At 41.7% G+C, this 22,946-nt stretch carries 16 protein-coding genes and 1 pseudogene; 7 read left to right on the top strand and 10 right to left on the bottom strand.

The window, feature by feature from the left end; all coding sequences use genetic code 11:
* Positions 1-70 precede the first annotated feature (70 nt).
* Positions 71-790: a protein rep gene (locus tag V7K36_RS28485; RefSeq protein WP_335121009.1), complete on the bottom strand. Its 720-nt coding sequence runs from the start codon at positions 788-790 to the stop codon at positions 71-73.
* Positions 791-976: 186 nt separating this feature from the next.
* Complete coding sequence (locus V7K36_RS28480; RefSeq protein ID WP_335121013.1) at positions 977-1,696, bottom strand: response regulator transcription factor; 720 nt, start codon at positions 1,694-1,696, stop codon at positions 977-979.
* Positions 1,697-2,238: 542 nt separating this feature from the next.
* On the opposite strand from V7K36_RS28480, the gene V7K36_RS28475 reads away from it, so the two are divergent.
* On the top strand, positions 2,239-4,581 hold the full coding sequence (locus V7K36_RS28475; RefSeq protein WP_335121008.1) for an NACHT domain-containing protein: 2,343 nt from the start codon (positions 2,239-2,241) through the stop codon (positions 4,579-4,581).
* A gap of 300 nt (positions 4,582-4,881) precedes the next feature.
* A pseudogene (locus tag V7K36_RS28470) lies at positions 4,882-5,328 on the top strand (rhodanese-like domain-containing protein); the annotation flags it as partial.
* 549 nt (positions 5,329-5,877) lie between these two features.
* Here the strand turns inward: V7K36_RS28470 and V7K36_RS28465 are convergent.
* The 4 genes from V7K36_RS28465 to trpB form a co-directional block, all read right to left on the bottom strand.
* Positions 5,878-6,507, bottom strand: coding sequence for a ribonuclease H-like domain-containing protein (locus tag V7K36_RS28465; RefSeq protein WP_335121007.1), 630 nt, complete (start codon positions 6,505-6,507; stop codon positions 5,878-5,880).
* 89 nt (positions 6,508-6,596) lie between these two features.
* On the bottom strand, positions 6,597-7,145 hold the full coding sequence (locus V7K36_RS28460) for a CAP domain-containing protein (RefSeq protein WP_335121006.1): 549 nt from the start codon (positions 7,143-7,145) through the stop codon (positions 6,597-6,599).
* Positions 7,146-7,493: 348 nt separating this feature from the next.
* A complete protein-coding gene (locus V7K36_RS28455) occupies positions 7,494-8,021 on the bottom strand; it encodes a CAP domain-containing protein (RefSeq protein WP_335121005.1) in 528 nt (175 codons plus the stop codon).
* A gap of 674 nt (positions 8,022-8,695) precedes the next feature.
* Positions 8,696-9,931 (bottom strand): tryptophan synthase subunit beta, encoded by a 1,236-nt coding sequence (trpB, locus tag V7K36_RS28450; protein ID WP_334830784.1) that lies wholly within the window; start codon positions 9,929-9,931, stop codon positions 8,696-8,698.
* Positions 9,932-10,145: 214 nt separating this feature from the next.
* Here trpB and V7K36_RS28445 point away from each other — a divergent pair, with 214 nt between their 5' ends.
* Entirely contained in the window at positions 10,146-10,493 is a 348-nt protein-coding gene (locus V7K36_RS28445) for a translation initiation factor (RefSeq protein ID WP_334830786.1), read from the top strand.
* Positions 10,494-10,633: 140 nt separating this feature from the next.
* Positions 10,634-10,792, top strand: a complete 159-nt coding sequence (locus V7K36_RS28440) for a YqaE/Pmp3 family membrane protein (protein ID WP_334939939.1) — start codon at positions 10,634-10,636, stop codon at positions 10,790-10,792.
* Positions 10,793-11,358: 566 nt separating this feature from the next.
* Here the strand turns inward: V7K36_RS28440 and V7K36_RS28435 are convergent.
* From V7K36_RS28435 to lpdA, 4 genes are all read right to left on the bottom strand, one after another.
* Complete coding sequence (locus tag V7K36_RS28435; protein WP_334830790.1) at positions 11,359-12,027, bottom strand: carbonic anhydrase; 669 nt, start codon at positions 12,025-12,027, stop codon at positions 11,359-11,361.
* Between the two features lie 82 nt (positions 12,028-12,109).
* Positions 12,110-12,361, bottom strand: coding sequence for a DUF5340 domain-containing protein (locus tag V7K36_RS28430; protein WP_335014687.1), 252 nt, complete (start codon positions 12,359-12,361; stop codon positions 12,110-12,112).
* Positions 12,362-12,605: 244 nt separating this feature from the next.
* Positions 12,606-13,496 (bottom strand): indole-3-glycerol phosphate synthase TrpC, encoded by an 891-nt coding sequence (trpC, locus tag V7K36_RS28425; RefSeq protein ID WP_334939943.1) that lies wholly within the window; start codon positions 13,494-13,496, stop codon positions 12,606-12,608.
* Between the two features lie 72 nt (positions 13,497-13,568).
* The gene (gene lpdA, locus V7K36_RS28420) at positions 13,569-14,999 is read right to left on the bottom strand and encodes a dihydrolipoyl dehydrogenase (protein WP_335121004.1); all 1,431 of its coding nucleotides are present in this window, start codon (positions 14,997-14,999) and stop codon (positions 13,569-13,571) included.
* Between the two features lie 799 nt (positions 15,000-15,798).
* On the opposite strand from lpdA, the gene V7K36_RS28415 reads away from it, so the two are divergent.
* The 3 genes from V7K36_RS28415 (at position 15,799) to V7K36_RS28405 (ending at position 22,853) form a co-directional block, all read left to right on the top strand.
* Positions 15,799-17,577, top strand: a complete 1,779-nt coding sequence (locus V7K36_RS28415; protein WP_335121003.1) for an SWIM zinc finger family protein — start codon at positions 15,799-15,801, stop codon at positions 17,575-17,577.
* A gap of 358 nt (positions 17,578-17,935) precedes the next feature.
* Complete coding sequence (locus V7K36_RS28410; protein ID WP_335121002.1) at positions 17,936-19,723, top strand: ShlB/FhaC/HecB family hemolysin secretion/activation protein; 1,788 nt, start codon at positions 17,936-17,938, stop codon at positions 19,721-19,723.
* A gap of 493 nt (positions 19,724-20,216) precedes the next feature.
* Positions 20,217-22,853 carry an EAL domain-containing protein gene (locus V7K36_RS28405; protein ID WP_335121001.1) on the top strand — a complete coding sequence of 879 codons (2,637 nt, stop codon included), beginning with the start codon at positions 20,217-20,219 and terminating at the stop codon, positions 22,851-22,853.
* Positions 22,854-22,946 lie beyond the last annotated feature (93 nt).

The raw sequence follows: 22,946 nt of genomic DNA, 5'->3' as shown, positions 1-22,946 counted from the left end.
CTGATTCCTTGATATGCTCTGCGAAACTGGTTTTAACCTGATTATTTATTCTCCCACTAATATGGTCTGTTTATTTACGCCGTACTGTACTAGTATGAACAACAGGCTGGTAATCAATCCGTAAGCACTGCTGCCACAACGCTACCCATTTGGCATGAGAAAGATAGCCATGACTGAAATAGGAAGGCGGCACCATTGCCAAAATATGTAAATGGGGATGTGCCGAGACTCCATCTTTACTTTTGGTGACTTCTGTGGACTTTACCCAACCTTTTGCTGGCCATGCTTTCAATTCAGTCAATCGCTTAAAAGCTTTATTTATCGAATCCAAGTTTTCCTTGAGTTCCTTAATTTGACAATTCTTTACAGTCAAAGTAACAAACAGCCAACGGTGCTTGGGGTAATCAGTGACAACCTGTGGGAGAATTTTATAAGCTCTTGCTTTCCACATGAGCGATCGCCGCCACTGACAAACCGGACAGTGACGAACTCTACAAAATCGGGCATCTGATAGCTTTAACTTGAGAATACCTTCCGATTCGTCTAATATTAATTGAAATTCTAGCAACTCGGAACACATTCTCATCCGCCAAGCATACTGCTGAAAATAATGCTCGTCTGCTTTGGCGTAATAATGCAAGAGTTTATCAGTATTAGCTCTGTGCTTGTCCCAAATTTTACCTATAGGCGAAACTTCGGTTAAGCTCTGTACATTTTGATTTTGCTGAAATTTATTTTGAGACGATATATTAAAAGCAATAAAATTACTGTCTGAGGCTTGAGCAGACACGGAATCACCAAATCAGTTTGTATCAACGTCCCAAATTAACGCAAGTTATACAGTCAAGCCTCAGTAAAAGTATTTAGGTAAGTCAGATGTCATGATAATTTATAATTATTACCCCATGCATAAATGCTATTTTTTGCCTCCATTAATAAACAATGGTGCAAGTACTCATTAATTACGAATTACTAATTACGAATTAGTATTCTCGTCTGGCACTTCAAACTTGTAACCATAGCCCCGCACAGTTTTAATAAACTCCGGTATGCTGGTATCGACTTCCATCTTCTTACGCAACTGACCAATATGCACATCAACTACCCGTCCATCTCCTATATAGTCGCAACCCCAGATTTTTTGGATTAGCTGTGGGCGACTCCAAGCCTGATTAGGATGACTTGCCAAAAAATGTAAGATATTAAATTCCAGCGCTGTTAAAGTAAGAGGCTTGTCATTAAGTGTTACCTCTCGACCTTCTGGGTTAATTGCTAGCTGCTTGAAGATGATACGTTGTGATGGGGAGGGATTGATGTAACGTATGCGTCTCAAAAGAGCTTCTACTCTAACTTCAACTTCTGCTAGACTAAATGGTTTAGTCATGAAATCATCAGCACCTGCGCTTAAGATTTTAATTTTATCAGCCTCGTCAGTCCTACTAGTTAGTATTAGCACTAAAACATTAGTACGACTCTGCATTTCTTGGCAGAGGCTATAACCATTAACATCCGGCAAATTCCAATCCAGAATCACTAAAGCTGGGTTGAATTGCTCAAACAACGATAAAGCAGTCTTACCATCTGCTGCCGACTCTATTTGATATTTCCGACTTAAAAAACGATAGACGAGATTTCGCACGCCGAAGTCATCGTCAACGATCAGAATTTTGGGAGTAGTAGCAGTAACCATAACCATAATGTTGCCTATTGTAGATTGGGCGATTCGCTGTTGCACCAATTTTGCTTTACGTGTTTCTGTTGAAAGTGTATTCACGCGCGTCTCTGCTGAGTGCGATCGCTATTGTAGTACTTGTATACAATTAATTTTCCATGAAGTTCATCAAAACTTCAGCCATCATAATGCTGATAAAATGTATGAATATTGTATGATTTTTGTATAACTTTGAATTTATATTTTCTGATTTTGAACTTTTCTACTTAAGATCAGTGTAATTGCAGACTATCTTCATAACCGCAAATAGTTCAGAAAAACACCAAACACCACGGCAATTGCTAGAACTTTGTCAGAGCAACGCACTCCCTGATTAATTAGTTATCTACAAAGGCTCACAAACTAAGCTATAAACCAATCTAGATTCTAAACTCCTCCTTTACCCAAATTTACTCTAGATAACGGGTATATCTTGTTGGAAGATTTTACGTTAATTTACTTAGAGTTGATTTACATATATTTACTCTCTTAACCATATACTATACTATAAGTATCAGCCTGAGACTATGACAAGCCAAGGACTGAGAGCATCACCAGAAGGTATAAGGGCAGCAAAAACAGCTTTAACAGACAAAACTTGGAGTCAGCATAAATTAGCAACAGCTTTAGGCATTACACGTCAACCAGTTTCCAAATTTTTTGCAGGTGAGTCGGTTTCACGCTCTTGTTTTGTGCAAATTTGCCAACAGCTAGGATTATCTTGGCAAAAGGTTGCTGGCTTACCTGAAGATGTGGCATTTGAGGTAACTACTAAGGCGCAATTCAAAGGTGCTGACCTCGATACACTAGTGCGGAAAGTGCGTCAAAAGCGCCAAGATAAAATCCAAGACCAGTGTAACATTCTGCAAATGTTGGACATTGCCCAGACAGTCGAACTGATGGACATTTACACCAATATTAATGTCTTAGAGGAGATAACCAGCTTGCAATGGCGAGAAATTTCTGACCTATTGAAAGACTTCAAATCTGAATCGGACTTTAATCAGCTTGGAGGATACAAGGGTCAGAAAAGATTACCAGGGTTGGAAGCAGTATTACGCCACTCAAAACTGATGGTACTGGGTAAACCAGGGTCAGGTAAAACTACATTTTTGCAATATCTAGCGATTGAATGTAACAAAGGCGAACTTCAAGCAAATCGCATAGTAACTTTTGTTAGGGTCAAAGAATTTGCTGAAGATGCCAAAAGTGACAGCGAATTCAATCTATTGAACTATATCAGCCAAGAATTTCTCAGTTGCGGTGTTGAACAGGAATCAACTCAAATTATGCTGGCTGAGGGAAAACTGCTAATTTTGCTAGATGGATTAGATGAAGTCCCAGCAGAAAAGGCAGATAAAGTCACAATAGAAATTCGGAGATTTATCCAAACTTTTTACAAAAATCAGTTTGTTATTAGCTGTCGAATTGGGGCCCAAAAATATAGATTTCAGGGATTTACTGAAGTTGAAGTAGCAGACTTTGACCAAGAGCAAGTAGAAGTTTTTGCTAAAAATTGGTTTGTTGCAGTTGCTCTGAAGTCCAGGGAAGATGGGGAAGCTATAGGAAATTTATTTATTAATCAGTTGCATCTCCCAGAAAATCAGCATATCCGAGAATTGGCAATCACTCCATTACTGTTGCATTGGATTTGTTTGGTATTCCAAATAAAAGATGAATTTCCTTTAAATCCAGCCAAGTTATATGAGCAAGCACTGAACATTTTACTGGTAAGATGGGATGAAGTCAGAGGAATTAAACGCGATCGCATTGCTCGTAATTTGACTTTGGTAATTAAGAAAAAACTACTTTTTCAACTTGCAACTATCACTTTTGAGCAAGAAAATTACTTTTTTGAAGAAGAAAAAATCCTGCAACTTATTGCTGACTATCTAAAACCTTTACAAATAGATAACGAAGCAGTGATGAAAGCAATTGAGGTACAAAATGGGTTATTGGTGGAAAGGGCACGGGGAATTTACTCTTTTTCTCATCTAACGTTTCAAGAGTATTTCACGGCTCGAAAAATTGTTGAAAGTTACCCAAACTATGCTTTGAACAATCTGGTCAGTCACATAACTGAAAAGCACTGGTATCAGGTATTTTTGCTAACTGTTAGTATGTTGCCGAATGCTAATGAAATACTACAGTTAATCAAGCAAAAAATTGATTTGCTAGTGGCTGGCGACGAAAGATTACAGTATTTTCTCACCTGGCTGCATCAAAAATCTAGTTCAGTCTCTACCCGCTACAAAGCAGCAGGCGTTCGCGCCTTTTACCTCGTTTGCGTTGAGCGAAGCTCTTGCTATAGGTCTAACACCTTTGTCTATACTTCTGGTTATGACCTTGAGTGCGCTCTTGTTGGTAACATCGCCTTTGACCCTGATCTCGTACTTGATGAGTTTCTATTCAGTACTATTGCCTGCATTAACGAGCTTGACTTTGCCTTTGAGTATACCCTCAACGATGCCCTTGATCATGCAGATGCCCTGGTTATTACCTTTGATAAAGCTGTTGACCTTGTTGTTGATTCTAAATTGAAGCAAGTGCTGCAAAAACTCAAAAAACAACTACCAAAAATAGACAGCAATCCAGAGAAGTTTAGGGACTGGTGGCAAGCTAAGGGTAAAACCTGGGGTGAACAATTAAGAGATATGCTGATTAAGTATCGCAATATTGGTTATAACTGGCAGTTCAACGAACAGCAAAAAGAATTGCTTCAGCAATATTACGATGTGAATAAATTGCTGGTAGATTGCCTTAATATCGCTACTTGTGTAACTCCAATAGTGCGCCAAGAGATTGAGGAGACATTATTGTTAGCGATCGCAGATATTGAAAATGTACGCAATTCCTGTACTAATGGCTGAATATTTAGACTATTTTTTTATTAATTAGGTAGCGATTTTAATAAATTTAAATTTATTTCCCATGTGTCTGAATAATTAAGATTAGAAATATAAATTTAAAACATATTTAATTAAATTAATCGAAAAAATTCCTCTAGATAGTCTAAGTTGACTGTATTGGCAATGTATTAAATGGTAGAAAATATTTCAATTAGCCACTCTATCTTAGGAAAGAGTTTGAGGATATTCATCCCAGAGAAAGAGCAATTAAATATGCTTAGTCCGTTAAATTGCTATTAATATCGTCTCAGAGGAATAATTATGACTAACAATTTAGCAGGCGGCATCATTCCCCCACAGCCACCAATAGAAGCACAATCTGATGTTCATGTCCTGAAGACTCGTCTAGAATGGGGCGAACCAGCTTTTACAATACTGGATGTGCGCGATCGCAACACCTTCAACCAAGGTCACATTATGGGAGCGATGCCGATGCCATTAGATGGATTGGTAGAGCGTGCAGTACCTTCTTTGGATAAAAGCCGTGATATTTACCTTTACGGTGCTAATGAAGAAGAAACTGCCCAAGCCGCACAACAACTGCGTTCTAATGGATTTGAGCATGTCTCCCAACTCAAAGGTGGTCTTGCTGCATGGAAGGCGATCGGTGGCCCAACAGAAGGCATTGTTGAATCAAAAACTCCCGCAGGTCCAGACGACTACAATATCGTAGATCGGTTAAAAAAGAACCAAGAGATTCAGGAAAAGGGAGGCAGTAGCGCGACAGAAGCCATTAAAAAGGGAGCCAGTAACCTCAAAGAAGGCATTCAAGAGGGAGCCAGTAATCTAAAAGAAAGCATTCAAGAGAAAGCCAGTAACCTCAAAGAAGGCATTCAAGAGAAAGCCAGTGATGTCAAGCAAGACATTCAAGAGAAAGCCAGTGACGTTAAGCAAGACATTCAAGACAAAGCTAATGAAGTGAAGTAAGACATTAGTGAATCTAGAACTCCTACAGGTTCAGATGATTCCAATGTTGACTCTTAGGCATAAAATAACTTAGCAAATCAGCAATAGACTTCTTGCAAAATATCAATTTCTCGTGAGGAAATAAGTCAGAATTCACAGAGAACTCTCAACTGCGGCTTTTGTCATTCTTCGTACCCCTACGAGGAAGCAAGCTACGTGATAGCGTGCAGGAGAATGAGTTGCCGTTCGCCCTTGGCATATGAGAAGTTTGAAGAGTCAGGAGACAAAATATTCTGCCTCCAGAGGCTTGTCCAGCAGAAATATAACTTTTGCAAGAGGTTTGCTGTTTGATCAATGTTCAAACAAATCTTTAAATTGCAACAAATCTAAGGAAACAATTACTGGCAGAAATTCAAAACATTCTTGAGCAATTTCCCAACGTTCTTCTCGTTTGAGCATTTCTATTAGCTTCTGCTGCACACTAAGTAAGTAGCGCACATCATTGGCAGCATAACTCAGTTGAGCTTCAGATAAACTAGCGGCGTTACCCCAATCAGAACTTTGAGAGCTTTTATCCAGTTCCACTTGTTCTAACTCTTGCACCACGTCTTTGAGTCCGTGGCGATTTGTGTAAGTACGGGCTAATTTACTGGCAATTTTGGTGCAAAAAACAGGGCTAACCTGAATCCCCAGATTGGCTCGCAAAGTGGCAAGGTCAAAGCGAGCAAAGTGAAACACTTTTACGACATTTGACGCTTCCAAGAGTTTTTTTAAGTTGGGGGCGTCAGTTTGTCCTTTGGCTATGCGGATTGCAGTCACTTTCCCTTCTAGATTACACAGTTGGACAAGACATAAGCGATCGCGCTGTGGCAATAATCCCATCGTTTCTGTATCAACTGCGAGCGCTATAGATTCTATATACTGGTTAAGGGCTGCATCACTGAGATCGCGATCGCTCACCTGAAAATCTTGTAATATCATGAATTTTTCAAAAATAATAGCAGTGTCTAGCAGACAAAAGTCTTGTCAGACACTACATCATTATTGTGCCAAAAAATCAGAAATTAAATCTACCTAGTGTGAAAGAAAAGTTGTGTCAGGTAGACTTCGCCTTGATTATTAGTAGCAACACCAATTCCAGTCAGGTTGTAATTTCCTTTAAGATTCTTTAGATGTCCGGGACTGTTTATCCAACCAGTAACAGCTTCCTTTACAGGGTTGCTATATCCCCGGTTGAAAGCAACATTTTCTGCCGCACTGTTGTAGCGAAGAGGGATAGCTTTGACTCGCCGTTCAAATCCCTGATGACTAAATGGGATTTTACCTTTAGCCATATTTTGACTATGAATTCTTGCCTGTCGAGTGATATTTGCATTTAGCGTCAACTTTCGCAGTCCTTTAGAAGCCCGATATCGATTAATTTCGTCAAAAACTGATTTTTCTAACTCCGTAGTTTTAAAAGTAGGAGTCGATATTGCAACCTGACTCGAAAAAAGCGACAACAGCTTATTACGGGTGGATGTATTCGTAGAAGGATAATTTGGTATCGGAACAGTCGTTAATCCACTAGCAAGGACAAGCGCACTTAAAGCGATGCCAAAAGCAGTTTGTCGGAACATGGAGAATTGCGTAATGTGTAGAGATATAAGACTTCTACTCTACCTTATTGTTCCAACAATATATACCACGATCCTATTAAGGATTGATGAATTTCGGCAATCTGGCTATATCCTTGTTTTGTAAGTACAAACAATCATTTCCAATTGTCAATACTTCAATCGGTCAGCTTCATGAAATAACAGTTATTTTGGCTGATAATTTCAGATTTTCATGAATTACTAAAAAAACAATGTAGTATTCAATAGACAAATGTCATTGAAACTACATTATTCAACATTTAGCAAAAGCTTTGCTAACAACCGAAGTCAGGGGAATTTCAGAAAAAAACCTAAATTTTACCAAATCTATTAGCGAAGGAAAATTTGTGTGAAGTAGATTTCGCGTCCATCCTTGCTAGAGACACCAATCCCCGTCTTATTATAATTACCTCTGATATTGGCTAGATGCCCTGGACTATTGAGCCAGCCTTGAACAGCTATTTTCGCAGGGTTACTATATCCCCCGTTGGAAGCGACATTTTCACCAGCTGCTCTGTAGGGAATACCGATTGCGTTAACACGTTCTGGAAATCCCGTATGTCCAAAGGGAACTTTACCACTAGCCATGTCCTGACTGTGAATCCTGGCTTGATTATCGATGGCAGAATTACGAGTCAGCCTTGGTAGCCCTTGGGAAGCTCTGTAGTCATTAATTTGATTGAAAACCAACACTTCTAAACTAGCAGTGTTGACGCTAGATGCTGCGATATAAACAGTATTACTTAATACCTGTGAAGATTCTGGTGTAAAAGTGGGATTTGTTACAGAAGTAGCGATCGCTCCACTACTGAGAGCAATAGTGCTTAAAGCAAGGCTGTAGATTGTTGTTTTAATCATTTGCTGAAACTAACTGAACTCTAGCTCCAGACAATTTAACCAAGCAAGTATCAATTTGACAACTTGATTATAGGTCTATATACCTCTATTTATGGGGTTTTATGTTCAAAAACTACCAGTAAACGTTTAAATTCACGACTTTACGAAAAATTTTCATGTTTATAAAAAATTTCCCCCTACCATCATCCGTGAAATTTTTAAAGAATGTTATTTCTGTAAATTAGTAATTACACTTAATTTATAAGTGATATTTAGGTATTAAGTTAATTCTTAACATTAAAATTACGGGGTAAAAATGTAAGTTAATACCTAAGTATCACTTAACAAAAAATTGTGTTTTAACCTTGAACTCAGTAAATTTTTAAGTATTATTATTTAGCTATAACTAGTATATAATATAACTCACATAAATATTCTACCAATAGTATGGTAAAAATTTGCCTCTACCCATTCGGGACATTTAAAGACTAAATTACTTTTATCAATTAATAACTGTACTTAAACAACCCTGGAAACAGGGTATAAAGTTAATTATTATACGGTCTTTTCCGAGTAAGTATGAACGATACTTTCTCTGCGTTTAAAAACGCTACGATTTTACGCAAAGGTGTACTTAGCGTGTTGGAATTGTTGATCGATTATTTATTGCTTTTTTCCGAAAATTTTATGTATATTTACGCATCATTTAATAACTTGGCTACTGTTTGTACATCCTTGTCGCCGCGTCCAGAGCAATTAATTACAATCCGGGGGCTGTCGGTTAGTTGGGGGCATAGGGTTTCGAGGTAGGCGATCGCATGGGCTGTTTCTAATGCCGGGATAATTCCTTCCAATTTCGACAATCGCCCAAATGCCGCTAAAGCTTCTGCATCCGTCACACTATAGTATTCGGCGCGACCAATATCCTTCAAATAGCTATGTTCTGGACCGACACCGGGATAATCTAACCCCGCACTAATTGAGTGTGCCTCAATTATTTGCCCATCCTCATCTTGCAGCAGATAGCTCATTGCTCCGTGCAATACACCAACTCGTCCTTTTGTCAAGGTCGCTGCGTGTTTTTCGGTATTGACACCTTCTCCGGCTGCTTCAACCCCAATTAACCGTATAGAAGACTCATTAATAAACTCATAGAATAGTCCCATAGCATTGGAACCACCACCGACACAAGCCAAGAGAATATCAGGCAATACACCCCACTTTTCCATTGCTTGGGCGCGAGTTTCTTTGCCGATTACTGCATGAAAATCACGTACCATCATCGGGTAAGGATGGGGTCCGGCTACCGAACCGAGAATATAGTGAGTCGTTTCCACATTTGTTACCCAATCCCGGATTGCTTCGGAAGTGGCATCCTTCAAAGTTCCCGTTCCCGCCTCCACTGGACGCACTTCTGCCCCCATTAGCTGCATTCTGAACACATTCAAAGCTTGGCGTTCCATGTCGTGAACGCCCATGTAAATTACGCATTCCAGCCCAAAACGAGCGCAAACTGTGGCTGTGGCAACACCATGTTGTCCAGCACCCGTTTCGGCAATAATCCGTTGCTTGCCCATGCGCTTTGCCAACAATACCTGACCGAGGGCATTATTAATTTTGTGAGAGCCAGTATGATTTAAATCCTCGCGCTTTAAGTAAATTTGTGGTCCGGTGCGATCGGGTCGGGCATAATGAGCAGTCAAGCGTTCAGCGAAATACAATGGTGTGGCACGTCCTACATAATCTCGTAATAACTGCTGTAGTTCTGCTTGAAAACTAGGGTCATTACGGTATTGCTGATAAACTGTTTCTAGTTCAGTAAGAGCAGGCATCAGCGTTTCAGGTACATACTTACCGCCAAAGCGTCCAAAGCGACCTAGCGTATCGGGAACCTGAGCAGTTGAACTTGCAGACAGGGGAGTGGTAGTCACGAGTTGATTTTGATGACGGGAATGACTTAATTATTATAGAAAGTCTGGGGCACATCTGGGGACTGGGAACTAAATTTTTCGTTAATGCCCCATGCCCAATTACTTTGAATCCCTTGCAATGGATTTGTGATGTTAGCCTAGAAATTGATATCCCAGCAGAATGGTTGCGTAGAAGTTTCCACTGCCTTTGAAATTTTTCTTAAACATTCATTTTATGTCTTCTTCCAATCCCAAATCTTCCGATAAAGGCTTTGTCTACCGCGAATTTGGCAACGACAACTCTGCCGCCACAGAAAGACCAATTCCAGAACTGCCCCCACAACAACAAAATCTCAAAGTACAAGCTTCCCGCAAAGGACGCAAAGGCAAAACCGTCACAGTGATTAGCGGTTTTCAAGGCAAAGCGGAAACCTTGGCCGATTTGGTGAAGCAGTTGAAAACCCAGTGTGGGACAGGTGGGACAATTAAAGACAACGAAATTGAAATCCAGGGCGAACACAAGCAGAAAATTGTCGAGATTTTGACCAAGCTAGGTTATAAAGCTAAAATTAGCGGTGGCTAATCTTGAGTGCGGTTTACTGCATCTGAAGCGTGACCTCGATTGAGAGAATAAATGTTATCTTTGAAAAGTCCAAATATGCTTGAATAGTGGTGAATAACTTCGCCAACAAGCTGTTTTTATGAGATTAACAGGAGGTTCAAATGGATTTAGTTCGTCTTCTGTGTGCCATTTTCTTACCGCCTTTGGGAGTTTTTTTGCAAGTAGGTTTTGGTATAGACTTTTGGATTAATATAGTTTTGACGCTTTTTGGTTACATTCCTGGGATTATTCATGCAGTGTGGATAATTTCTAAGAAATAATTCTTTGTCGGGATAGCTTGAGTGTACCAATCTCGGCGTTACTGATTCTGAGTAATATTTGCATAGAGGCAATTCATGAATTGCCTCTACGAAAAGAGCTATTAATTAGATATCCGCAACTTCTTAATTAAAAATAAATTGCAATACGGTTGGGTTAGAGCCAAAAACCTTAACACGCGTAGGTTGGGTTGAGGAACGAAACCCAACATTTTGCAGGGTTTGTTGGGTTTCACTTCTTAAACCCAACCTACAATTATCCTTAACTGAACTGTATTGAAATAAATTGGGGATTTACAATTAAATAAATATCCAACTTTTAAAGTGTGTTACTTTGTTAATCTAATCTGTCACGGTACGTTAGCCAGAGCCATAACAGACTCTTCTATTAGTAATATTTATTAGTAACTCTAATTGGACAAAAATATAAAAAAATAATTTATAACTTTGATGTAAAATTTACAAGAGTGTGACAAAAAACAACTATTTATTTCACTTCAAATAAAAGTTGTAAAGCCATGATTGATCCCCTCTCAAATGTATATTGTTGTGTGGCGATAAATACCGAATTAACTCTCATTTTTTAACATGGCGTAGAGCCTAAACTCTAGAAGTAAGGGGCAGATGTGCAATTGCCATTGCACAGTTGAAACGTTCAAATCTTTAATTAGCCCAGTGCGTATATCTAGTACCCAGCCATGAACAATAGGCGCTTTTCGTTCATAGAGTGCCTGACGCATCATCGAAGTTTGGTAAAGATTTTTTACTTGTGCCACAACATTGATTTCCGCCAAACGATTCAGACGTTCTTCTCTTGTTGGCAAGGCATCAATTTCTTCTTGTTTCTGTAAGTATAGTTCCCGAATCGGATTTACCCAGTTATCAAGAATTCCGATGGTTCTTCCTTCTAAAGCCGCCTTAATTCCGCCGCAATCGTAGTGACCACAAACGATAATATGTTCCACCCCAAGATGTAAAATTGCATATTCTAAAACGGCTAAAAAGTTAATATCCGTCAGAGAAACTTGATTGGCAATATTACGATGTACAAATAACTCTCCTGGTTCAGTACGGGTAAAGCTTGTTAATGCCAGACGACTATCAGAACACCCAATGTATAGAAAAGGTGGTGTTTGTCCATTTGATAATTCTTGAAAGTAAGTTGGGTCTAGAATCAGTTTCTCCGCAACCCAAGCCTGATTATTTCTGAAGAGTTCATCAATGCTGTTATATTTCATCTTTCGTCAAATTCGAGAGAGAATATGATCAATATTTTAGCTGATCTACAGTTTCCTCTAAATCAATATTAAGTTATCAGCTTCAATCAGGGGCAACAACTTTGCTATTGTTATGATGGTTGATCGACCAACGGTGATCAATAGTTACAGAGGAAAACTCGCAAATTTCTTCTAGTCGTTTTTGCTGCACAGCAGCTTTACGGAGAGTAATAATTAGCTGATTCACTTGATGCCGTAAATCTGGATTATCATTTACCGCTAACATGGTTTGTCTTTCTAAAAGTTGAAGTATAAGTTCGTAGTGAATAGGTGAAGGTAGAGGAATTTGCTCCATGAAGTTAAATTTTGATTTTATATTTGGGATTTTGTCTTAGTCAGAGTTTGTCTCTTGTTAATGAATTGTTACATAAGAAATAACTAGTTGCTTATGGCTTTTATTTGATTAGCAATGAAGATTTGGCAAAGATATTGATGATAACTTAACAGCAAAGTGCTGCGTATCTACGCATAGTGTGGCCGCTCGGTTATTGTGTGCAGTTAGTTGCCCTGCGCCCCTTCGCGCAGGGACGGTGTTGCTTTCAGAAATTCGTCGGCAAGATACGGCCTATCGCTGCGCCGGGATCTGGTTGTTTTACCAAAGATTCTCCAATGAGTACCGCAGATGCACCTGCTGTAAGTACCAAACTCAAATCATCTGGGTTGTGTAGTCCTGACTCGCTGACAACAAGGATGTTTTTCTCCTGCAATTGGCTACCTCTTGCAGCTAAAAGTTGGCAAGTAGTTTGCAGGTCAACAGAGAAATCTTCCAAATTGCGATTATTAATTCCTACTAAGGAGACCCCATCTAAGGCTAACACACGGTCAAGTTCTACCAAATTATGGACTTCAATCAAGGCTGCCATTTTCAGTTTATTAGCAATTTTCAGGAAGTATTGCAAATCTTGATCGCCCAGGATAGCTGCAATCAATAGAATTGCATCTGCACCCTGAACCCGCGCCAAGTATATCTGGTAAGCATAAATGATAAATTCTTTGCACAGTAGCGGCAAATCTACGGCAGCCCGAACCTTGGCTAAGTTGTCAAAACTACCTTGAAAGAACTTGACATCGGTCAGCACAGAAATACAAGTAGCTTTGGCTTGCTGATAAGAAAGAGCGATCGCTACTGGGTCAAAATCTGCTCGTAAAACGCCTTTACTGGGTGAAGCTTTTTTAACTTCGGCAATCAATGCTGGCTTAGTCTTACCTTGGCGCAAGGCGGCGATAAAATCACGAGTTGGCGGCGCAGTTAGTACCTGCTTGACCAATTCCTGTAAAGGAACTTTTTCCCGCATTTGGTCATATTCTACTTCTTTCTGCCAGACAATTTCCTCCAAGATGTTCTTTGGCGCTGCATCAGGCACGGCAGTCTGATAACGCAATATCGATACATTAATAGCTGGGTTAGGTGAACGGCGGCGAATTTGCATAATCAGTGCTGAGTTAGGAGTTAGGAATTAGGAGTTAGGAGTTAGGAATTATTAACTCCTGACTCCTAACTTTTAGATGGCGATCGCTCGTTTATAAGCTTCGTCCAAGACTTCGGAAAGTGTCGGGTGGGCGTGAACTAGATGTGCAAGGCTTTGCACAGATTGACGGTTTGCGATCGCGGCTGACGCTTCATGAATTAAGTCTGAGGCGTGCAGTCCGAAAATGTGAACGCCTAAGACTTCTCCGGTGTCTTTGCGATATATCACCTTGGCAATCCCGTCGGCTTCATTTTCTGCTAACGCTTTGGAATTCCCTTTGAAGTAACTTTTACTGGTGGCGATTTCAAAGCCTTCGGTTTGTCCCAACTCCTTCGCTGCGGTTTCCGTTAAGCCCACATAGCTGACTTCTGGATGGGTAAATGCCGCGGCCGGGATGCTGCGATAGTCTACTATTTTTTCCCTCCCAACTATGTTTTCTACCGCGATGATGCCTTGAGCAGAAGCCGCATGTGCCAACATCATCTTCCCATTAGCATCGCCAATTGCCCACAAATGCGGTACTACTTCACCGGCTGACAACACTGCCATGCGATCGTCAACTGGGATAAAATTCCGCCGATCAATTTCCACACCCACAGACTCTAAACCGAGATTTTTGGTCGCGGGGATGCGTCCCGTAGCTACCAAGCAAGCATCTACTTCGATCACATCTAAATCTTCTTTGGTTTTGAAATCTGCTAACTCAATCACCACAGGTGAACCGGGAATGACTTTTTTGGCGTATATCCCTACTTTCGTTTCAATATCGCGGGGAGTAATCAGCACTCGTTCGGCAAGTTTGGCAATATCGCGGTCAAATCCTGGCATTAGCTGATCTAGGGCTTCAATCATGGTGATTTCACAACCCAAAGCTGAGTAAATATCAGAAAATTCTAAGCCGATGTAACCACTGCCAATAATCGCCATCCAGTCTGGTAATGACTCTAACTTGACGCCTTGATCGCTGGTAAAGACAGTTTTGCCGTCTACTTCAATCCCTGGAGGCACAAAAGGAATTGAACCAGGAGAAAGGATAATGTCTTTGGCTGTGATGGTTTTTTCACCACCGTCTGTGGTGATGGAGACTTTTTGCGCCCCAGCGATTTTTCCCCAACCCCTGATGATATCGACTTTTAGACGTTTGAGGCTGTTGGTTAAGTCGCCTTGAATTTTCGATACGAGATTACTAGCATGATTAGCGATCGCTTGGCGATCGAATTCCACGCTACCAACTTGAATTCCTAGTGACTTGAGGTGGTGGGCATTGCGTAACTCCCGCACACGTCCAGATGCTGCCAGCAGTGCTTTAGAAGGAATACAGCCCCGATTAACACAGGTTCCTCCCATATCAGCAGCTTCAATAATCGCTGTTTTCAGACCGCAACTTACGGCGTGTAAGGCTGCGCCATGTCCGCCTACACCAGCGCCGATAATTACTAAATCGTAATCAAATTCTTGACTCACGTTAGTTTCCCCGTGTGCTTCGTCTATTTATTCTCAACTTGACCGACAATCAGTGCAACCCCTTTAACAGTTATCAGTTTTATCCCTTGACTCTAAATCACTCACCATACACTATCAGGAGTGTTTACTGTTGACTGTTCACTGATTTAAGGTTCGGGTGTTGCTAACTCAAATTATGATTCACTGACTTCTGGGGAAAATATGGATGTTTTCATTATATAAGTTGGTTTTCCCAGAAAAGCAACAAGAAAGTAGGTGACTATTTGCCTGATAGTAAAGCTAATTCCCAGTTCTGAGCTAACGCGGTGTGCAACTTTCTCTCAAACCTAACCCCCAGCCCCAAACCTGGTAGGGAAGGGGAGCAAGACTTAAAGCCTCTCGACCCTTGCCTAACGGCAGGCTAACCCCAACGGGGAGAGGAATGGAAGTGGGGTTTTAAGAAGAAGTCGCACATCCCGTGAGCTAGTTAATGAATAGAAATTACAGTCTCATCCAGACTCCCGATTCCCCACACCTTTGAATTTCTTTACAGCGCGTTAGCCTAACACCTAAGCTGGATTTAAGATTTATCCAGAGGATTTACACAGGGGGCATTGAATAACGGAATAATTCGGTATTAAGGAAGCGACTGGACGTGTAGTTGTGCAGTCTGCAACAAGATTGGAAATTAGGATAAAAGGAGTTAGGTATGGAGGTAACTTGAATCAATTCAAAAGATTACATCTAAAAGATAGTTATGACTACGCTTAACTCTGCTTTACTACAAAAATCTGTGACTAAATCCAATGGCAATTGCTCCATGTCTATTCCCCAAATTAGTGAATTTACTATCCGCCGTCATGCTAACGCCAAATCTTTCCAGCAGGGCGAGGCATACTATGCAGCTGGTGCTGTCAATGCTGTTACCCAACGTGGTCATCTGCTTCAGGCAGATGTTATGGGCAATCAAACTAGACCTGATCATGTCAATCTGAGTTTCGATAGCAGTGGGTTAACCTCAGTCAACTGTACCTGTGGTTACAACTTTGAGGGTTGGTGCAAACACATTGTAGCGACGATGCTCGTTTGTGCGCGTAACTCAGAAAATATTGAGCAGCGCCCTACCTTAGAACAACTACTCGATCGCTTGGATCATATCCAAACTCAAAGGCTGCTGCAAAATTTGGTAACAGAATACCCACCACTAATCGAGGCGATTAACCGCCATGTTAATTGGATGATCAATCCTGCTGGGGAGGAAACAACCACAAAACCTCTGCGCCGTAGTACTATTGATCCGGCTCCCTTTCGGGGACAAGTACGGCAGATTCTCCGGGATGCCGTGCGTTACTTTGAGGAGGGGTGCGAAGAAGACCCGATTGCCGGGGAATTGCTGAGTGTAGTCCAAACTGCGATAGATTTTAGCGAACAGGGAGAGGGTGAAAATGCGATCGCTATTTTAGAAGTGATTACCTCTACCTGTGTGGAAAATTGGCATGAGGTTGCAGAATACGGCGTTGAAAATGATCAAATTGTCGGAGAATTGAATAATGCCTGGTGTGAAGCAATTCTCAGTGTGGAGCTGACCCCAGAAGAAAAAGTTGATATTCAAATAAATTTGGAAACCTGGCAAGATGAATGGAATGCTGATTTTGGCCTAGTTATGGAGGCTTTACGCCAAGGTTGGGATTATCCGCCACTGGTGCAAGTTATCCAAGGTAATATCACCGAAAGGGGAGCTTGGGAAGAAGACGTGCCAGATTATGCAGATGATTTGGCACTAATTCGGCTGAAAATTCTCGAACGTCAGGAACGTTACCAAGAATACCTATATTTAGCAGAAGCGGAAGGACAAACCCAGCAGTATCTAACAATGCTAGGGCGTTTAGGTAGAGTGGAAGAAGCAATTGATGCTGCTCAAACCCAGATGAACTCAATGGAAGAAGCCTTTGCTTTAGCGAAAACACTCAGCGTTCAGGGGGCATTACAGCAAGCACTAGATATAGCCCAGAGTGGATTAAATTTACCGGGTAATTGTCAGTACGAATTGGGAATTTGGACAAGTGATTTGGCTCTGGAATGGGGTAATAGTCAAGCTGCTTTATTAGCAATCAAGGCGGCTTTTCAAGTCAAACCTTGCTTTGTTGACTACCAAAAGATGACAGAATTGGCTGGGGAAAATTGGGAAAGCCTCAAAACAGACCTGCTGAAAATTATCCGTACTGATAGTGGTTGGGGAACAGAATCAGACAAGGTGGATATATTTTTATATGAAGGGCTAATTGATGATGCAATTGCGATCGTTAGTGAACTCAGTTCTTATTATTCCGAGTTGATTCACCGAGTCATGGATGCTGCTATCCCTCACAATCCGGGTTGGGTGATTGCTAATGCTTGTCGTCGTGCCGAAAAGATTATGAATGCAGGTAAAGCCGAATACTACTACTATGCGGTTGAATGGTTGAAAAAGGCACGTAATGCCTACTTGGAATCTGGGAAGAAAGCAGACTGGTTAAGCTATCGGGAAAACTTGATGCAAACCCACGCTCGGAAACATAAATTGATGGGAATGTTTAAGCAAAGGGGTATGGATCTTTAGGGTGTCTACCCGACAGCATCTTCTAATTATTTGCGCCTACTTGCTTACCTTCAGAAGTCATAAGTGTAACCTGGATCGCGTCATACACAAAATCCTGATTTATCCAAATACTTTAGGTCTATATCTCTGGCAGACACAGATAATTCCAACATATCTGCTTGCTTATGCGGCTCAAATACCATCAATACTTTTAAGTCTGCATTGATACTTCCCTAGCTGAATAAATATGACATTTACCTTACTCAGTGCTGAATAAATTGAGAATTGCCCAAGATATCAACTTTAGCAACAGTAAGATTCACATCTGAAATAGTCGCCGTATAATCCCACAGTTCCTAACAAAAAATAGTCCAGTGCGATGATTGATAAATATCCTCAGAATCTGATAGTCTCCTGCTTACCTCTGAGTATGCTTCTATCACTCAGCAGCATATCTTCTAGTCCAGAGAAAGCTCAGGCTATTGATACTAAAGAATTACCAACTAGTAATTTCATCCTGTCGCAAAAACTCCCACCACCACAGGATGTCCAACCACCTGCACCTTCGCCACTTCCCTCACCGGAACTGCCACAGCCACTTCCCCCACCAGCAGAACTATTTCCCCCCTCTGCCCCAACTCCCACACCTGAGGAACCACTACCTGGTAACTTTCCTCAAAGTATTGTTGTTGAACGGTTTGAAGTTATTGGTAGCACAGTCTTCAGTGCCCAAGAGTTAGCCAAAGCCACTGCTGAATTTACGAAACGACCGATCTCACTGACTGAAGTGTATCAAGCACGTTCTAAAATCACTGATCTATACGTCAAAAATGGTTACATTACTTCTGGTGCCTATATTCCACCCCAAACAATCCGATCGGGTGTTGTTAAAATTCAGGTGGTGGAAGGTAAATTAGAAGATATCCACGTAACTGGGACTCGGCGGTTGAATCCGAATTATGTCCGTAGCCGACTAGCAATAGCGACATCACCGCCTCTGAATCGCCAGCGTCTACTAGAGGCACTGCAACTTTTGCAACTTAATCCTTTGATTCAAAACGTCTCTGCTGAACTCTCGGCAGGATCGCAAAATGGTGTGAGTCTCTTAGAAGTTAAGATCAGTGAGGCAAAAACCTTTAGTAGCCAAATAATTCTTGATAATGGGCGATCGCCTAGCGTTGGCAGTTTCCGCCGCCGATTACAATTGAATGAAGCCAACTTATTGGGACTGGGAGACGCTCTAGGTGTAGCTTACACTAATACCGATGGTAGCAACTCCTTTGACGCCAGCTATACATTACCACTCAATCCCCAGAACGGAACCCTGAGTTTCAACTATGGCACTACCTCAAGTAATGTCATTGAACCTCCTTTCAACGTTTTAGATATCCAATCGGCTTCTCGCTATTACGAACTAACATTTCGCCAGCCCATAGTTCAAACTCCGACACAAGAATTCGCCGTGGGGTTGACAGCCTCCCGACGGGAAAGTGAAGCCTCCTATTCCCCCTTGGGAGAGCGACTAGCTTTCCCCGGTTTAGGCGCTGATGAACAGGGACGCACCAAGGTATCTGCGTTGCGATTTTTTCAAGAATGGACTTCTCGTAACAGCCATGAAGTCATCGCCCTCCGCTCTCAATTTAGTTTGGGCATAGATGCGTTGAATCCCACGATTAATCAAAATCCTCCCGACAGCCGTTTTTTTGCTTGGCAAGGGCAAGCGCAGTGGGCACGCCTTTTAGCTCCTGAAACCTTACTATTACTTCGTTTAAATACGCAACTCGCATCCAGAACACTATTACCTTTAGAGCAATTTGGCTTAGGTGGGCAGGATAGCATTCGAGGCTACCGTCAAGATTACCTGCTGACGGATAATGGCACTTTTGTTTCTGCTGAAGTTCAAGTACCGATTCTGCGCTTACCCCAGATAGATAGCACCTTACAGGTTGTCCCCTTTGCGGATTTTGGTATTGGCTGGAATAGTTCTGGTGAAAAGAATCCCGATCATAATATTCTAGCTGCTGTTGGTCTGGGTTTGCGTTGGTCACAGAGCGATCGCTTCACCGTTCGTCTTGACTGGGGCATTCCTTTAGTATCTGTTGACTCAAATGAGAGAACATTACAAGAAAACGGTCTGTATTTTAGTTTATTCTATAATCCTTTTTGAATTTTGAATTTTGAATTGTTAATCTGGGTATCCTATGAAAGACAAGGTTGGATGATATAGACGAAGGGACAAAGTTTATAACTTATGTATGAGTGGAGAAAACAGCTAGAACTTTTACCGCAAAAACTGATTGAACAATTAGCCATCTCATTCCAGAAGATGAAGAGTGCTGAATTTCGTTAGCGGATAGCTATGCTTTAGCCCGTGTGGAATGTGGGTTAAAAGACCGCCTCCAAGGGGAGCAACAGAACAGCAGGGTATGTACCAAGTACATAACTACTGAGTAATTTTTAATTGACTCAGGAATCGGGACTGAGTGCAGTTAATCATGAACAGAAAGGCTAGTTTGCACCCTCAAACTAATTTTGAAATCACCGACGGTGACAACTTTGATTGAGCAAATCTCCCCAGAAGTGCAGACTGAAAGTCTGTACTTCTGGGAGTAGTATTTTTCAGACTAATACATAAGGATATAAGAATTTGAGGAACAGCCATGCTAGGAAATGAGCGGGAAAAAATACGCCATCTGTTGGTCATTCAAGACCTGGAAGGGCAGCGAACTGTCCCCTTGCAAGAAACTACTTATTCTCTGGGGCGGCATCCCGCAAACACTATTGTCTTGGCTTCCCGGTCAGTATCAATGCAACATGCAATTTTATTGCGAGTAACTGTTCCAGAGACTGACCAATACGGCTTCCAGATTATTGATGGCAACTACAAGGGAAAAGCAAGTACTAATGGCTTATTTGTAAATGGGACTAAATGCTTTTCTCATAATCTCAGAAACGGAGATATCATCGCCTTTGGCGGAAATCAAGCTCAAGCTAAATATTATGCTATTTCCAACCTCTCAGAAGAAGCATTTTCTGAATCTCATGATGTTGAAGACTTATCTGGTTTCTTATCAGAGCAAGCCAGTCCTGCCAATCCTTTTCAAACCCTAGCTGTTGATACCACTTTTGAAGCCGCTAGTGAATCCGCCCTAGCTCGCCTAGCATCCTTTCCTGAACTCATCCCGAATCCAATTATTGAGATGGATTTTGAGGGAACAGTTACTTATCTCAATCCAGCCGCAACTCTCAAGTTTCCCAAACTTCGGGAAGTTGGCACGCAACACCCGATATTAACCGGACTTCTGAGTGGAGTTAAGAATCTAGAAAAAAATTCTTTTGTGCGGGAGGTGGAAGTAGGCGCAGAAGTTTTTGAACAATCGGTTCTCTACCTTCCTGAAAGTGATTTAATTAGAACTTTTATTATTAGGGATATTACAGAGCAAAAACAGGCGACAGCTGAACTGCGTCAGCGCGATCGCTTGCTACAAGCAGTTGCGGAAGCCGCTAATTATTTGCTGGGGGAAATAAATTACGAAACTGGTATTGATCGAGCTCTAGCTGTATTGGGCCAAGCAGCCAAGGCAGATCGTGCCTATCTCTTTCAAAACCATCCCCATCCTGTTACAGGGGAAATGGCAGTCAGCCTACGGTTTGAATGGACACACTCCTTTCTTGAATCTACCCACCAGCATTGGCAGAATCAGCCTTATCAAGCTTCTGGATTAGCTCGTTGGTATACTGTTCTTTCTAGCGGCCAGGCGATTAGCGGACTCACCCAAAAATTTCCGATCGCCGAACAAGAATTCCTGATTAGAGATGGCATTCAATCCCTTCTCCTAGTCCCTCTTTGCTTCGAGAAGGAGTTCTGGGGTTATCTTGGCTTGGCAGACTGCACCTTTGAGCGTCATTGGTCTAGGCACGAAGAATCTACCCTTTTGACAATGGCCGCCAGTATCATTGGTACGCAGCAGCGTCAGCAAGTAGAAGAAAAGATTCGCTATCAAGCCCTCCATGACCTGCTGACAGGGTTGCCCAATCGCCTACTATTTAACGAACTGCTCACTAAAACCCTGCCCAACGCCACTCGGAATGGGGAAAGTTTAGCTGTGATCTTTCTCGACCTGGATCGTTTCAAGGTGATTAATGACACTTTGGGGCACACTCTGGGAGATCAATTGTTAGAAAGCGTCGCTCAAAGATTACAAGACTCACTCAGAGGCGGAGACACCATAGCCCGTTGGGGAGGTGATGAATTCACTATCTTACTCCCGCGAGTCAATGATATTGAAGAAGTAACGCTGGTGGCGAATAGAATGTTACAAGCCTTAGAGGATGCTTTCCATCTCCAAGGGCATGAACTTTATGTGACTGCCAGCCTCGGTATTGCATTGCTTGATAGCAACAGTCCTGATGCCGAAACACTAATTCAGCACGCAGATGCCGCTTTATACTACGCCAAAGACAAAGGGCGGAATAACTACCAATTCTACAGTGTTTCCCTGAGCGCCAAAAATCCTGAACTCCTGACTTTAGAAAAGAGCTTGCGCTATGCCCTAGAACGTAAAGAATTTACGGTATACTATCAACCTCGTGTGAACATTGCCACAGAAGAAATTACTGGTATGGAAGCTCTGTTGCGTTGGCAGCACCCAGAGATGGGGTTGGTCGCACCCAGTGTCTTCATTCCCCTCGCCGAAGAAAGTGGATTAATTGTCCCCATCGGCGAATGGGTGCTGCGGACAGCTTGTAGCCAAAATAAAACCTGGCAAGATATGGGATTGCCACCGATAACGATCGCTGTCAATCTTTCTCTGAAGCAGTTCCGCCAACCCAAATTGCTGGAGATTATAGCCGAAATGTTAGAACAAACGGCGCTAGAAGCCCGCTTTTTAGAATTAGAAATTACCGAAAGCACAGCCATTGAAAATTTAGATTTTACCAAAACGGTGTTAGAGAATTTACAGCAGATGGGTGTTTACATCTCCATTGATGACTTTGGTACGGGTCATTCCTCACTCTCGCGCCTACAGCTTTTGCCACTCCACAATCTGAAAATAGATAAGTCTTTTATTCAAGATTTGACGCACGATGTCAAAGTTGCTCATATTATCAAGGCCATAGTTGGCTTGGGACAGAGCTTGGGATTGAAGTTGACAGCCGAAGGGGTAGAAACAGAAGAGGAACTGGCGTTCTTGAGATCGATCAACTGTGACGATGTACAGGGCTTTTTATTCTACCGGCCACTTTCTGCAAAGATTGCAACAGAAATTCTCGAAAGTAAACGCCCAACATTCTAGTACTTTATGAAAGGGAACAGGGGATAGGGAAAACTGTTTGTACCAGTGACGATACAATAGCATTGATTGTTTTGCTGCCAACCTTTTTCGTTC

The organism is Nostoc sp. (assembly GCF_036919555.1).
In the GTDB taxonomy this organism is placed as follows: domain Bacteria; phylum Cyanobacteriota; class Cyanobacteriia; order Cyanobacteriales; family Nostocaceae; genus Nostoc.
The sequence above is the reverse complement of the archived record's forward strand: the minus strand, read 5'-3'. Positions and strand labels throughout refer to the sequence as shown.

What these genes read in the sequence shown, in the direction of transcription:
- V7K36_RS28460 (WP_335121006.1), bottom strand. Translation starts at nt 7,145, where the DNA reads ATGTTCCGACAAACTGCTTTTGGCATCGCTTTAAGTGCGCTTGTCCTT.
- V7K36_RS28465 (WP_335121007.1), bottom strand. Translation starts at nt 6,507, where the DNA reads ATGATATTACAAGATTTTCAGGTGAGCGATCGCGATCTCAGTGATGCA.
- V7K36_RS28410 (WP_335121002.1), top strand. Translation starts at nt 17,936, where the DNA reads ATGATTGATAAATATCCTCAGAATCTGATAGTCTCCTGCTTACCTCTG.
- V7K36_RS28440 (WP_334939939.1), top strand. Translation starts at nt 10,634, where the DNA reads ATGGATTTAGTTCGTCTTCTGTGTGCCATTTTCTTACCGCCTTTGGGA.
- V7K36_RS28445 (WP_334830786.1), top strand. Translation starts at nt 10,146, where the DNA reads ATGTCTTCTTCCAATCCCAAATCTTCCGATAAAGGCTTTGTCTACCGC.
- V7K36_RS28475 (WP_335121008.1), top strand. Translation starts at nt 2,239, where the DNA reads ATGACAAGCCAAGGACTGAGAGCATCACCAGAAGGTATAAGGGCAGCA.
- V7K36_RS28430 (WP_335014687.1), bottom strand. Translation starts at nt 12,361, where the DNA reads ATGGAGCAAATTCCTCTACCTTCACCTATTCACTACGAACTTATACTT.
- V7K36_RS28455 (WP_335121005.1), bottom strand. Translation starts at nt 8,021, where the DNA reads ATGATTAAAACAACAATCTACAGCCTTGCTTTAAGCACTATTGCTCTC.
- V7K36_RS28415 (WP_335121003.1), top strand. Translation starts at nt 15,799, where the DNA reads ATGTCTATTCCCCAAATTAGTGAATTTACTATCCGCCGTCATGCTAAC.
- V7K36_RS28405 (WP_335121001.1), top strand. Translation starts at nt 20,217, where the DNA reads ATGCTAGGAAATGAGCGGGAAAAAATACGCCATCTGTTGGTCATTCAA.
- trpC (WP_334939943.1), bottom strand. Translation starts at nt 13,496, where the DNA reads ATGCAAATTCGCCGCCGTTCACCTAACCCAGCTATTAATGTATCGATA.
- V7K36_RS28435 (WP_334830790.1), bottom strand. Translation starts at nt 12,027, where the DNA reads ATGAAATATAACAGCATTGATGAACTCTTCAGAAATAATCAGGCTTGG.
- V7K36_RS28480 (WP_335121013.1), bottom strand. Translation starts at nt 1,696, where the DNA reads ATGGTTATGGTTACTGCTACTACTCCCAAAATTCTGATCGTTGACGAT.